Annotated in this window: 11 protein-coding genes; 3 read left to right on the top strand and 8 right to left on the bottom strand. The window is 63.8% G+C overall.

The features are described from left to right. The 6 genes from DY926_RS16085 to DY926_RS16060 all read right to left on the bottom strand — a co-directional run. A partial coding sequence (locus tag DY926_RS16085; protein ID WP_241503279.1) for a glycoside hydrolase family 55 protein occupies window positions 1-453 on the bottom strand: 453 nt, incomplete at its 3' end. A gap of 233 nt (window positions 454-686) precedes the next feature. Then, complete coding sequence (locus DY926_RS16080) at window positions 687-1,958, bottom strand: M20 family metallo-hydrolase (protein ID WP_116704271.1); 1,272 nt, start codon at window positions 1,956-1,958, stop codon at window positions 687-689. A gap of 27 nt (window positions 1,959-1,985) precedes the next feature. Further along, window positions 1,986-3,260 carry an NAD-dependent dihydropyrimidine dehydrogenase subunit PreA gene (gene preA / locus DY926_RS16075; RefSeq protein WP_116704270.1) on the bottom strand — a complete coding sequence of 425 codons (1,275 nt, stop codon included), beginning with the start codon at window positions 3,258-3,260 and terminating at the stop codon, window positions 1,986-1,988. Window positions 3,261-3,271: 11 nt separating this feature from the next. Further along, on the bottom strand, window positions 3,272-4,624 hold the full coding sequence (locus tag DY926_RS16070) for an NAD(P)-dependent oxidoreductase (protein ID WP_116704269.1): 1,353 nt from the start codon (window positions 4,622-4,624) through the stop codon (window positions 3,272-3,274). A gap of 223 nt (window positions 4,625-4,847) precedes the next feature. Continuing rightward, window positions 4,848-5,261 (bottom strand): tautomerase family protein, encoded by a 414-nt coding sequence (locus DY926_RS16065; protein WP_116704268.1) that lies wholly within the window; start codon window positions 5,259-5,261, stop codon window positions 4,848-4,850. 40 nt (window positions 5,262-5,301) lie between these two features. Continuing rightward, window positions 5,302-6,651 (bottom strand): aspartate aminotransferase family protein, encoded by a 1,350-nt coding sequence (locus DY926_RS16060; RefSeq protein WP_116704267.1) that lies wholly within the window; start codon window positions 6,649-6,651, stop codon window positions 5,302-5,304. A 141-nt stretch (window positions 6,652-6,792) separates the two neighbouring features. On the opposite strand from DY926_RS16060, the gene DY926_RS16055 reads away from it, so the two are divergent. Then, the gene (locus DY926_RS16055; RefSeq protein WP_116704266.1) at window positions 6,793-8,193 is read left to right on the top strand and encodes an aminotransferase-like domain-containing protein; all 1,401 of its coding nucleotides are present in this window, start codon (window positions 6,793-6,795) and stop codon (window positions 8,191-8,193) included. Window positions 8,194-8,260: 67 nt separating this feature from the next. Then, window positions 8,261-8,980, top strand: a complete 720-nt coding sequence (locus DY926_RS16050; RefSeq protein ID WP_116704272.1) for a TetR/AcrR family transcriptional regulator — start codon at window positions 8,261-8,263, stop codon at window positions 8,978-8,980. Here the strand turns inward: DY926_RS16050 and DY926_RS16045 are convergent. Beyond that, window positions 8,874-10,328, bottom strand: coding sequence for an NCS1 family nucleobase:cation symporter-1 (locus DY926_RS16045; RefSeq protein WP_116704265.1), 1,455 nt, complete (start codon window positions 10,326-10,328; stop codon window positions 8,874-8,876). The genes DY926_RS16050 and DY926_RS16045 overlap by 107 nt on opposite strands. Window positions 10,329-10,460: 132 nt before the next feature. Between DY926_RS16045 and hydA the strand changes: the two genes are divergently transcribed. Then, window positions 10,461-11,855: a dihydropyrimidinase gene (hydA, locus tag DY926_RS16040; protein WP_116704264.1), complete on the top strand. Its 1,395-nt coding sequence runs from the start codon at window positions 10,461-10,463 to the stop codon at window positions 11,853-11,855. 114 nt (window positions 11,856-11,969) lie between these two features. Here the strand turns inward: hydA and DY926_RS16035 are convergent, their stop codons facing one another. Beyond that, the gene (locus DY926_RS16035) at window positions 11,970-13,025 is read right to left on the bottom strand and encodes a 2OG-Fe(II) oxygenase family protein (RefSeq protein ID WP_241503278.1); all 1,056 of its coding nucleotides are present in this window, start codon (window positions 13,023-13,025) and stop codon (window positions 11,970-11,972) included. Window positions 13,026-13,665 lie beyond the last annotated feature (640 nt).

The raw sequence follows: 13,665 nt of genomic DNA, 5'->3' as shown, positions 1-13,665 counted from the left end.
GCCCCATCCCGCCCCGCGCAGGTAGATGCCGCTGCACGGCACCGAAACCCCGACGGAGGCGGAGATATTGTATTTCCCCGCCGGGAAATACAGCGTCCCCCCCTGCCCCGGCGCACGCGCGCACAGTGCGTTCACCGCGTTCTGGATGAAGGGGGTGTCATCCACGCTGCCATCACCCTGCGCGCCGAAATCACGGACGCTGACGGTATCTTCCAGCCTGAGCAGGAGCGTGCGCCCGACCGAGCGCGCCCATGGCGGTGAATACTGGATCAGCGTGGACAGCACGCAGGCACTGGCGTTCTGGCACGTAAAGGGCGCTGCCTGGTTGTGGCTGGCGGGCGCGCCGCTGGTGGGGGATGGCGCATCCTGAGCGGGTACAGCCTGGGCGTGGGCGGGCATGGCCAGCAGCACGCCCATGCAGGCGGCAAGCAGTGGGGCGTAATGGAATTTCAAGGTCTCTCTCCCCGCGCGGTGCGTCAGTGCCATTATGGTCATACCGGTCCGGCCGGTTCCACCATAACGGATCACGCCGCCCGCCGCACCCGTGCTGGCTGCGTGCGGGCTGGCGGGCGACAACGCGGCAAGCCCGGGCGGGGATGCGGCCTGCGGGGGAAAGGATGCACCGCCGCGCGGGGGAGAGAGAAAATTCCCCTGTCGCGGCGGCGGTAGCGGGTGGTGTTACACGATTACTTTACATCAAACGCGGCATCGGCCTTCAGCACGGCCTTGAGCAGGATGTTGGCCCCGGCCTCGGCATCTTCCGCGGTGATGCTTTCCGCCTCGTTATGGCTCAGGCCGTCCGCGCAGGGCACGAAGATCATGGCCGTGGGCGCGACATGGGCCAGGTAGGCGGCGTCATGCCCCGGCCCCGACACGATGCGGCGGGCGGGGTAGCTGCTCTCGGCCGTGGCCTGTTCGACCATGTCGATGCAGGCGGGATCGAAATGCACGGCCGGGGCGTCCCATATCCGCACGATTTCCAGCTCCACGCCCGTGCGCGCGGCAATGGCCCTGAACTCTTTGTGGAATTCGGTCTCCATCGCCGCGACCACCGCGTCATCAGGGTCGCGTATGTCCACAGAGAAGAAGACTTCGCCCGGCACGACGTTGCTGCTGTTGGGGCGGTTTTCAATCAGTCCGACCGTGCCGACGGCGGTGGGCGCGTGCTGGCAGGCCACGGTGTCCAGCGCGTCGATCATGCGCGCGGCGGCCAGCAGGGCGTCATGGCGCATGGGCATGGGGGTGGAACCGGCATGGGCGTCCTTGCCCTTTACCGTCACCTCGTACCACCGCGCGCCCTGCACGCCGGTCACGATACCGATGGTCTTGTTCTCGGCCTCCAGGATCGGTCCCTGCTCGATATGCAGTTCAAAATACGCGCGGACGGGATGCTGCCCGCAGGCTTCATTGCCACGGTAGCCGATGGCCTCCAGCTCATCGCCAAAGCGCTTTCCGGCGCGGTCGCGCTTGTCCAGCACTTCCTGCTCGGTAAAGATGCCCGCGAACACGCCCGAACACATCATGGGCGGGGTGAAGCGCGAGCCCTCCTCGTTCGTCCAGTTGACAAGCTCGATGGGGTGGCGCGTCACATAGCCCGAACGCGCCAGCGCGCGCAGCACGGACAGCCCGCCCAGCACACCCAGAATACCGTCATACTTGCCGCCGGTGGGCTGGGTATCAAGGTGGCTGCCCATGACGATGGGCGGCAGGCTGTCATCCTGCCCGGCGCGGCGGGCGAACTGGTTGCCCATGGAATCATGCGTGACCGTGCAGCCCAGCGCCTCGCAGGTGCTTACGAACCAGTCACGCACCTGCCTGTCTTCGGGTGTCAGGGTCAGGCGGCGGATGCCGCCCTTGGGCGTGCCGCCAAAGCGGGCGGTCTCCATCAGGTCCGACCACAGGGCCTGCCCGTCAACGCCAAGGTTGCTGCCATGCGGCGCGGTTTTTGTCTGTGTCATGGTCTGCCTTTCTTGCCGGTCGGGGTGTTACGAACCTGATGTCACGCGCGCGGGGTTGTTGGGGTGCTCGGGCCATGTCAGCACGCCCTCGACGGGCTGGGGCTGCATGGTGATGCAGTCATCCACGGGGCAGACATGCGCGCACAGGTTGCAGCCGACACATTCCGCGTCAATCACCTCATAGCGCCGTTCATCCCCCTCACGGGTGCGGGCGATGGCCTGGTGCGACGTGTCCTCGCACGCGATGTGGCACAGGCCGCACTTGATGCAGGCATCCTGGTCAATGCGGGCGATGGTGCTGAACTTCATGTTCAGGCGGCTCCACGGCACGTAGCGCCGGATTGCCTGGCCCGTTACGTCATTGATGGTGGCGTAGCCCTTCTGGTCCATCCATGTGGAAAGGCCGTCCACCATGTCCTCCACAATGCGGAAGCCATAATGCATCGCCGCCGTGCAGACCTGCAGCGTGGTCGCGCCCATGGCCAGGAATTCGGCCGCGTCGCGCCATGAACCGATCCCCCCGATGCCGGAAATGGGGATGCCCGCCGTATCCGGGTCACGGGCGATGTCACCGATCATGCGCAGCGCGATGGGCTTGACCGCCGGGCCGCAATAGCCGCCATGCGTGCCCTGCCCGTCCACCACCGGCATGGGCGACATCTGGTCAAGGTCAACGCCAATGACCGACTGGATGGTGTTGATGAGCGAGACCGCATCCGCCCCGCCACGCAGCGCGGCGCGCGCGGGCATGAGGATGTTGGTGATGTTGGGTGTCAGCTTGACAATGACCGGCATGCGGGTGTGCTGCTTGCACCAGCGCGTGACCATTTCCACATATTCGGGCACCTGCCCCACGGCCGCGCCCATGTTGCGTTCGGACATGCCGTGCGGGCAGCCGAAGTTCAGTTCGATGCCGTCGGCCCCGGTTTCCTCCACTATGGGCAGGATGGCCTTCCAGCTTTCCTCGTTACACGGCACCATCAGGCTGACCACGACCGCGCGGTCGGGGTAGTCGCGCTTGACGGCCTTGATCTCGGCAATGTTGACGGCCAGCGGGCGGTCGGAAATCAGCTCGATGTTGTTCAGCCCCATCATGCGCGAACCATTGTAGTTCAGCGACCCGTAGCGCGAGCTGACATTGACCACCGGCGGGTCCTCGCCCAGTGTTTTCCACACCACGCCGCCCCATCCGGCCTCGAACGCGCGGCGGACGTTGTATTCCTTGTCCGTGGGCGGGGCGGAAGCGAGCCAGAACGGGTTGGGCGAACGGATACCAACAAAATTCGTGCGTAGATCAGCCATTTCCGGTTTCCTTATCTCGTTGCCATGGTGGACAGGACGGCATTGATGGAATCCGCCGCGTCGCGCCCGTCACGCACCGCCGCCACGGTCAGGTCCTCGCCCGGCGTGCAGTCGCCGCCGGCGTAAACCCCCTCCATGGTCGTCTGGCCCGAATCATCCACCATGATCCGCCCGCCGGCTATGGCGATGCTGCCGCCATCAAGCGGGTCGGACACAAAGGTCTGGCCCACGGCCTTGAGCACCATGTCCGCCTCGATGACAAAGGTATCGGCCATGTCATAGCGGGCCTTCCCGTCCGGCCCCTGGGCGCCGCGCGCGAACTCGACGCCAGCCAGCACGCCGTCACGCGCCACAAGCCGCACGGGCGATGCCCACAGCCGCACCGTAACGCCATTGGTCTGCGCCCATTCGCGCTCGACCTGCGTGGCGGACATGTTCTCATGCCCGCGGCGATAGACAAGGGTCACGTCCTCCGCCCCCAGCCTGCGCGCCTGTACGGCGGCGTCAACGGCGGTATTGCCCCCGCCGATCACCACCACACGGCGGCCCACCGGCACCGTCTTCCTGTCGGCCGAGCGGAGGTTTTCGATAAAGGTGACGGCATCCATCACGCCATCAAGGTCTTCCCCCTCGACCCCGAGCGCACGCACGCCCGCAAGCCCGACGGACAGGAACACCGCGTCATATTCCCGCCGCAGCCCCGCAACCGTCATGTCACGGCCCAGCGCCATGCCCGAGACGAAGGTGATGCCACCAATGGCCAGCAGGAAATCGACTTCCTTCTGCGCAAAGTCATCGGGCAGCTTGTAGGCGGCGACACCGTATTCATTCAGGCCACCGGCGCGTTCATGGCGGTCGAACAGCACGACATCATGCCCGTGCATGGCCAGCCGGTGCGCACAGGCCAGCCCGGCGGGGCCTGCCCCCACCACGGCGACACGATGGCCCGTCGGCTCGGCGCGGGTAAAGGGCTGGCCGCCATGGTTCATCTGCCAGTCAACGGCATGGCGCTGCAGCATGCCGATGCGGATGGGGTGGCCTTCCTCACGGGTGTTGTGGACGCATTTCTGCTCACACAGGATTTCCGTGGGGCAGACACGCGCGCATGAACCGCCAAGGATGTTGGATTCAAGGATGGTGCGCGCGGAACCGGCCATGTTGTCGGTTGCGATGGCACGGATGAAGCGCGGGATGTCGATGCCCGTGGGGCAGGCTTCGATACACGGGGCGTCGAAGCAGTAGAAGCACCGCTCGGCCTCGACCACGGCCTGTGCGTGGGTCAGCGGGGGATGGGCATCGGAAAAGTTGAGCGCGAGTTCGGCATCGCCAAGGCGTCCGGGCGCTATATCGGGATTCTGCGACATGACAGCTCCAGCAGCGTTCTGATGTGCCGAGCATAGGAAGATTCGATAACAGGCCGCAATGTTTTTCTGACTAAATGATCAGGTTTTTTCAAAATTTTCGGGTCGTTCGTTTCTGGCCCGGTTTATTATTCCACAGTAACAAAGAAATCCCCCGCCGCTTATTCATGAAACGGAGGAATTCCGGGCCCCGAAAGGGGACCCGGAACGTTTTTGCAGCCCGGTATCAGGCCTTTGCCCCCGGCAGCGGCAGCTCGCCCGTCAGGAACTGGGCGCGGCCGTGGCCGAAGCTCCAGTGTTCATCCTGGTTTTCAACCACCGAGACCATGAGGTCCGTCGCGGCAAGCCCGCAGCGGGCCTGCAGCGTATCGGCCAGCAGGCGGTAGAAGGCGGCGATCTGCTCCTTCCCACGCGGGCGCGAGACGACCTGCAGCAGCACAACCTTGGGCGTGCGCGGGATGCCCAGCCCGGTATCCTCGATGATCATGTGCGTCGGCTCATGTTCCGATACGAGCTGGTAGCGGTCACGCGCCGGCACCTTGAAGGCTTCCAGCATGGCGTCATGCGCCGCATCCAGCAGGCTGCGCAGTTCATCAGGGGTGCGCTGGCCCTTTACAATGTGAAAATGCATCAACGGCATGGTCTTTTCCTCTGTTCCTGTGGGTAATTCCGGCTGGTGTTCAGCACACTTCGGTTATCAGCCTGCGCAGCGTGGCCACCATGTCGCGCAGTTCCTGCGCGGTGGAGATGAACGGCGGGCCGAAGGAGACCGTATCACCCGTGCAGCGCAGCAGCAGCCCGCCGCGCAGCCCGGCCTCGAACAGCGCCAGCCCGCGCGCGCCGGGCTTGCCGGGTGCGGGTTTGATGTCAACGGCGGCGGTCAGCCCGATATTGCGGATGTCGGCCACCACATCCAGATCCTTCAGACCGTGGATCGCGTCCTCCAGCACCGGCTCAAGCTCACGCACGCGCGCGACCAGCCCTTCCTCACGCATCACGTCCAGCACCACATGCCCAACGGCGGCGGCCATGGGGTGGCCGGAATAGGTATAGCCGTGACAGAACTCGATGGCGTTTTCCGGCCCGGTCATGAAGGTGTTGTAGATCTCGTCCGTCACGATCACGCCGCCCATGGGGATGATGCCGTTGGTCACGGCCTTGGCGAAGGTGATGATGTCGGGCGTGACGCCAAAGCGCTGGGCGCCAAAGTTCTCGCCCATGCGGCCAAAGCCGGTGATCACTTCATCAAAAATCAGCAGGATGCCGTTGGCCGTGCAGATTTCACGCAGGCGCTGCAGATAGCCCACCGGCGGCACGATCACCCCGGTTGAACCCTGCACCGGCTCCACGATCACGGCGGCGATGGTGGAAGCATCATGCAGCGTGACCAGCCGCACCAGGTCTTCCGCCCGGTGTGCGCCCCATGCGGGCTGCCCGCGGCTGAAGGCCATGTGTTCGGGTTCATAGGTATGACGCAGGTGGTCCACGCCGGGCATCATGCCGGGGGCGAACATCTTGCGGTTGGACACGATGCCGCCCACCGACATGCCGCCAAACCCCACGCCGTGGTACCCGCGCTCGCGCCCGATCATGCGGAAGCGGTTGCCCGCCCCCTTTACCCGGTGGTAGCCCAGCGCGACCTTGAGCGCCGTATCAACCGCTTCCGAGCCGGAATTGGCGAAAAAGACGTGGTTCATGCCATCGGGCGCAAGGTCCGCGATCCGTTCGGCCAGCGAGATCGCACCGGGATGCGTCAACTGGAACGACGGCGCGAAATCCAGCGTTTCGGCCTGTTTGCGCACGGCCTCGACAATGCGGGGGTGGGCATGGCCCAGCGGCGTACACCACAGGCCGGACAGGGTATCGAACAGCCTGGTGCCGTCGGTGCTGGTGTAGTACGCGCCCTTCGCACTGACCATGGTGCGCGGTTCCATGTTGGCGCGCAGCTGGCGGTTGGCGGTAAAGGGCTGCCAGTAAACCCCTTCACGCGCGTTACGCAGAAGGGCCGTCTTTTCTTTATCCTGAATCATGGTGCAATCCTGTGATGGAATACGCGCCCGGTCCCTGCGCCGGGCCGATTCATTTCACAAGCGTATTTGCGCCCCCACCCGCTGTATATGTACAATCAGGCCACGTTGTCCGAAACTGTACTGACCGGAAGGGTTTTTTCCATGTCCGCCCCCGCGCCCGTCCCGACCAACCGCAACAGCGCAACCCCGCTTGTCAGCCAGATCGGCCATGATATCGAAGCCCGCATCCGCAGCGGCGCGTTGCGGCGGGGGGCGCGCCTGCCCTCCATCCGGCGCATGGCGCGTGAATGTGGGGTCAGCACCCTGACCATCGCCAACACCTACCTGCGGCTGTCCGGGGCGGGACTGGTGGAAAGCCGGGGCACGCGCGGCTATTTTGTGACCGGCCCGGCGCGCAGCACCCCCATGATCCAGCGCTCCATTGATTCGATGTGGCTGCTCCAGCATGCGTATGAGGAGGAAGCCCCCGTCATCAAGGCCGGGTGTGGCTGGCTGCCGCCGGAAATGCTGTTCACATCCGCCACGCGGCGCGCGCTGGCGGCCCTGCCAGCCGAAAGGATGGCCGCCATGCTGGAATACGGCAACCCGTACGGCCATGCCGGGCTGCGCCACGACATCCGCCAGATGCTGGGCCAGCGTGATATTGAATGTGAGGAGAGCAACATCATCCTGACCCACGGGGCCAGCCAGGCGCTGGAACTGGCGGTGCGCTGCCTGTCAACACGCGGTGACATGGTGCTGGTGGAAGACCCCGGCTACTGCAACCTCTACCCCGCCCTGCAGGCGCTGGGGCTGCGCATAGCCAGCATCCCGCGCAACCCCGATGGCCCCTGCCCCGCCCAGCTTGAGCGCATGGTGCGCCGCCACCGCCCGCGGCTGTTCATCACCACCTCCATCCTGCACAACCCGACCGGCACGTGCAGCACGGCGGACAACATGCGCGCGGTGCTGAAGATCGCCCGCCAGCACGACCTGACGGTGATCGAGGATGACATCTTCCTCGATCTCGCACCTGTGGGCCAGCAGACCCTGTCACAACTGGGCGGGCTGGAACGGGTGGTGCATATCGGCAGTTTTTCCAAGACCATCGGGCCGGGGCTGCGGGTGGGCTACGTGGCGTGCGCGGCCGATACCGCCCAGCGCATCCTGCGCCAGAAAATGGCCAGCAACCTCACCACCGCGCCACTGAACGAGGAGATCGTCCACGCCATTGTCAGCAGCGGGCTGTACCGCCCCCACCTGGCCCACCTGCGCGAAAGCCTGACCCGCGCGCAGGCCAGAGTCTGCGCACGGCTGGAACAGGCGGGCATGCAGCTTTATTTCCACCCGGCGGGGGGCATGTTCGCCTGGGCGCGGTTCGGGCGGGAGCATGACGTGCGCGCACTGGCGGAACGGGCCTGCCAGCATGACATCATGCTGGCCCCCGGCCACCTGTTCCGGCCCGGCGAGCAGCCATCACAGTGGTTCCGCTTCAATGTCGCGCATGCGGATGACGAGCGGCTGTTCACATTCATACAAAATATTGCAGCCGGAACGGATTGACGGAAAATGCACAAACAGGGCAGTTTCACGGGAATTATCGTTGTTCATCAAGTGGCCCGTATTCCCCATGCCCGCTTCCGCCCCCAGTCACCCGCCCCGCAAGAAACGCACGACCGTGCCCCGGCGCAACAACACGCGCCAGATACTCGACGCGGCGGAAAAGGTGTTTGCCGCCCACGGGCTGTCGGGCGCGCGGGTCAGTGACATTGCCGAGGCATGCAACCTGCCCAAGGCCAACATCCACTACTATTTCCGCACAAAGGAAGACCTGTACCGCGCCACCCTGCAGCAACTGCTTGAAGACTGGCTTTCAGATGCCGATCGCTGGCTCTCGGCTGACTGTACGCCGCAGGAGGGGCTGAATGGCTTCATCCGCGCGAAAATGGAGTTCTCCCGCCTGCGCCCCGAGGCCTCCCGCCTGTTCGCGCATGAACTGCTGTCCGGCGGGCCGTATGTGCGTGACTTCTGTGCTGACACCCTGCGCAAACACGTGGAAGCCCGCGTGGAAGTGTTCAGCCAGTGGCAGGCGCAGGGCCTGATCGGGCCGATCGACCCGGTGCATTTCCTGTTCTGCCTGTGGGCCATGACACAGGCCTATGCCGACATGCAGGTGCAGATGGCCGCCGTGCTGGGCAAGCCGCAACTGGAAGCCTGCGATTATGACGCAGGCACCCGCACCATCACGCAACTGGCGTCGTCAATCTACCAGGCCGCGCAAACAGGCGCGACGCCGCCACGTAAAACCCCATCGCGCAGGAAAAGCCCACGAACCACGACAGGTTCCTGACCGGCGCGCATACCGGCACGAACACCACCGCCAGCCCGCACAGCACCGAACACGCCAGCACCACCATCGCCACGGGGTTGACGCCGTTGCGGTACCAGTAGGGCGCCCGTTCGCTGGCAGTGTACAGCGCCGCCACATCCGGCGCGGTGGCGCGGCGCACGAAATAGTAGTCAGCCAGCAGGATGCCCGTCAGCGGGCCGATGAACGTACCCAGCACATCCAGCGTCAGGTGGATCAGGTCCGGCCGGGCATAGAGGTTCCACGGCATGACCACAATGGACCCGGCGGCGGCGATCAGCCCGCCCTTGCGCCAGTTGATGGCATGCGGCGCCATGTTGGAGAAATCGAATGCGGCCGAGACGAAATTGGCCACGATGTTGATGCCCGCCGTGGCGGTGACGAAGGTCAGCACGCCAATGGCCACCGCCGTCGGGCTGTCAATCTGGGCCACCGTTTCCACCGGGTCGAGGATGATGCGCCCGAATACCGGCCGGGTCAGGGCGATCGTGACCAGCGTCAGCACGGAAAACCCGATGAAGTTGACCGGCAGCCCCCAGAAATTGCCGCGCCGCACATCCCGCAGGGAAACGCCATAACGGGCAAAATCCCCGAAATTGAGCGCAATGGGGGAGAAATAGGCCACCACCAGCGCCGCCGCGTTGACAATGCCCAGCACCCGCGCGCCCGGCCCCTGCGGCGTCACGTCAAACACCCCAAGCGAGATATGCCCCCCTGCCCGCCACAGCAGCCAGCCATCAAGCGCGATCATGACAAGGTAGATCACGGGACCGGCCCAGTCGATGAAATGGCGGATGGTTTCCATGCCACGCCAGAACACCGCCCCCTGCACCAGCCACAGCAGCAGGAACGCCCCCCACCCCAGCGTGGACAGGCCCATCGCGCCGTGCTGCGCGGTATCGGCCCATGGCGCCAGCGCGGGCCACTGGCGCAGCAGCAGGATCACCACGGCATTGGACGCCAGCCATGTCTGGATTCCGTACCACCCTATGGCAATGACACCGCGCACCAGCGCGGGCACCACCGCGCCCCGCACCCCGAAGGCCATGCGCGCCATGACGGGATAGGGCGCGCCGGATTCAAAACTGGGCCGGGCGACAAGGTTGCAGACAAGCTGGACCATCATGATGGCCGCAACCAGCGCGATGAAGACATCCCCCGCAGGCAGGCCGACGGCAAACAGGCTGCCCGCCGTTACGTAGCCGCCCACGCTGTGTACGTTCGACATCCATAACGAGACATAATCGAACCACCCCCAGCTCCGCACCCGCACGGGCGCGAGATCCTCGTTTACAAGGTGAGCGTCCATGTGATCCGCGCCATCAGCCATGGTGGTTCCCTTTTTTAATCCGTTCCGGTGAAGATATAATCTTGACCATCGGGTCAGGATAACAATACGGTTCTTGCACGAAATGACAAGACCGTTTCTTGGTCAGAACATATGACAGGAGAGCAGGCGATCATGCTACATATCAAAGGCGGCACGATTGTCACGGCCGAACGCAGCTTCAGATCCGACATATTATGCGATGACAGCGGCAGGATCGCCCGCATCGCCCCCCAGATCGAGACCCCCACAGGCTGCGAGGTGGTCGATGCCGGTGGCCTGCTGGTCATGCCGGGCGGGATTGACCCGCACACCCATATGGAAATGCCCTTCATGGGGTCGGTCGCCAGCGATGATTTCTATACCGGCACCGCCGCCGGCCTGGCGGGGGGGACGACCTCCATCATCGACTTCGTCATTCCCGAATCTGGCGGCTCACTGCTTGATGCATGGAAGGCATGGCGGCAGAAGGCCGAAAAGGCCGCTGCCGACTACGCCTTCCACGTGGCCGTCACGCACTGGGATGACCAGGTGCATGCCGATATGGGTACGCTCGTGAATGAATGTGGGGTCAGTTCCTTCAAGCATTTCATGGCGTACAAGAACGCGCTCATGGTGGATGACGGCGTGCTGCTGCACTCCATCCGCCGCGCCGGGAAACTGGGCGCACTGTGCACCGTGCATGCCGAAAATGGCGATGCGGTGGCCTACATGCAGGCGAAACTGCTGGCGGAAGGCCGCACCGGGCCGGACGCCCACCCGCTATCACGCCCCCCCACGGTGGAGGGCGAGGCCGCGCAGCGTGTCATCGCCCTGGCGGGGCTGCTGGATGCGCCGGTCTATATCGTCCATGTCTCGACCGAGGAAGCCGCCAACGCCATCGCGGCGGCGCGCATGCGTGGCCAGCGCGTGTATGGCGAGGTCCTGCCCCAGCATCTCGTGTTTGATGAAAGCGTCTATTCCAACCCCGACTGGCTGACCGCCGCGCGCTATGTCATGAGCCCGCCCTTCCGTCCCCGCCACCACCAGCATGCGCTGTGGGCGGGACTGATGTCGGGGCAGTTGCAGACAACGGCAACCGACCACTGCTGCTTCTGCGCCGGGCAGAAGGAAAACGGCCGCACCAACTTCACCCACATTCCCAACGGCACACCGGGGATCGAGGACCGCATGAGCATCCTGTGGCACCACGGTGTGGCAACCGGGCGACTGACGGCGGAGGAATTCGTGGCCATCACCTCCTCCAACACCGCGCGCATCTTCAACATGTTCCCCCGCAAGGGCTGCATTGCCGAAGGCGCCGATGCCGACCTGGTGCTGTGGGACGCACAGGGCAGCCGGACCATTTCCACCAGCACCGACCACCAGAATGTCGATTACAACATCTATGAAGGCATGACGGTAACAGGCGTGGCGCGCCGGACCATAAGCGCCGGGCGGCTGGTGTGGGATGATGGCGACCTGCGCGTGACCCGTGGCGCGGGGCGGTACATTCCCCGTGCGCCGCTGGGCCGGAAACTGGCGGTATAGAAATATTTTCGGGTGGGGCCGTTTTTTAAATAAGACGGCTCCACCCGAAGCTTTTTGGAAAGAGCCGCACCAGAAACTTTCTCCCGGTTCTGGACTGTTTCCTGCCTGCCCGTTTCATTTCGTGTCCGCTGCCTGTGCGTGCGCCTGCCGCGCGCGGGCGAGTGACTCCGCATTGAAGGCAAAAGGCAGGCAGGCATAACGGCGGCCCGCCGTGACGGGACGCACGGCATGCAGCAGCGCACATGAAAAGATCACCGCCCCCCCGGCGGGCGGCCGGAAGCCACGGGCGGAGAATTCGGGAAAGATCAGGTCTCCCCCCTCAAACGCATCATTAAGGTTGATGGAAATGGCGAACAGCCGGTGTGCCGCACCCGCCACCGTATTATCCCGGTGCGGGCCAAAGCAGCCCCTGTCCGCGCCGTCGTAACAACTGATGATCATCCGGTCCATCTGCGTGACGGTACACTGGAACGACTTGGTGATTTCCGGCACCACGCGCCGGATGATGCGCGCCTGGAGCTGCTGCACCAGATAGGCGTCACGCAGCGTGCAGTCCCGCCTGCGCTTGAACGACAGGTCGGTAACATTGAGCGGGCTGCCATCCCTGCCCTGTGTCAGCACGGCGGAGAGGTGCGTTTCCTGCGTCTGGTAATAATGGATGAGCGCATTGCAGAATTCCGGCTCCAGCACATTGGGCAGCAGCAGGGCGGGGATCGGCCCGTCCTGATGGGGGGGCTGCGCGCGTGTCCACTCCAGCACGCGGCGGGCGGCCTGCGGCCCGTTTTCCGCCACAAGGGCAATCCGCATCATCGGGTCAACCACCACCCAGCAGCAGCTTTTGGCTGCAACGCCGTACAGATTATGGACCAGCAGGTCCGCATCCCACAGGAACAGCAGGCCGGGCATGTCCGCATCAGGAGTGTGCGCGGCGTGGTCCTTTTCATCCGCGCTGACAATAAAGACATGGGACTGCGCGGTATCAAGCGTATCCATGCCGCGGCGCACATGGTCATACGCGCGCCGGGCGGCGGGATTATGCAGCGAGGGTACAAATAACAATATACTGTATCGGCCCGCCGCCATATCAAAACTATAGCGCCCCCACTGCGTTGTACAGTGCTGAACGAATAGCGGAGCCGGATCACCGACCAGAACCGGGCGCATTGTCATTCATGCCTCTCCTTGTTGCAACGTCGAACCAAGCTTACCGGAGAATGATAACGCTGCCTATGCTTGCCGCATGAACTAAACCGGTGGCCCTTCCCGCCATTTCTGGCCTGGTGGCGGTCGGGGCAAATAAAAATGGTGTCATGACGGGAACGGTCATATGGCCGCAACGGCGGCCATGGTGGCGATCCGGCGGGGAATACCAGTCGTTACGTTATTACAATGTACGGAATTACTGTTCTCTTTTCCGCAACACAAGCCGGTTCTTGATGCAAAATTATCTGACCATCCAATCAGAATTTATGTTGCAAATTCGTATCTGATTAAAATATCATAACTCTACCACAACAAATTTCATCACAAACAGACGCCAGTACTGTCCCCAAAACATTTATATTGCGCGGACAAGATCAGACCTGAGTAAAAATCCCCCACATCGTAACCCTATATAAATACAGGCCCGAGCATGAATAAGAAACGATTTTGGTCGCTCCAGATTTTTCTGACCAGTACGATCCTGAGTTCGTTCGGACAGCCTGATACCGCCCACGCACAGCAGACCCCCCAGGTCGTTCACGATTCGCAACATAAACAGCCCCCCGCCCGCAAGGCCGCCACCAGCACGCCCCCGGCTGGCACACCC

This window comes from Komagataeibacter melaceti (assembly GCF_003403295.1).
GTDB classification, from domain to species: domain Bacteria; phylum Pseudomonadota; class Alphaproteobacteria; order Acetobacterales; family Acetobacteraceae; genus Komagataeibacter; species Komagataeibacter melaceti.
This window is presented reverse-complemented; position numbering and strand designations above follow the sequence as displayed.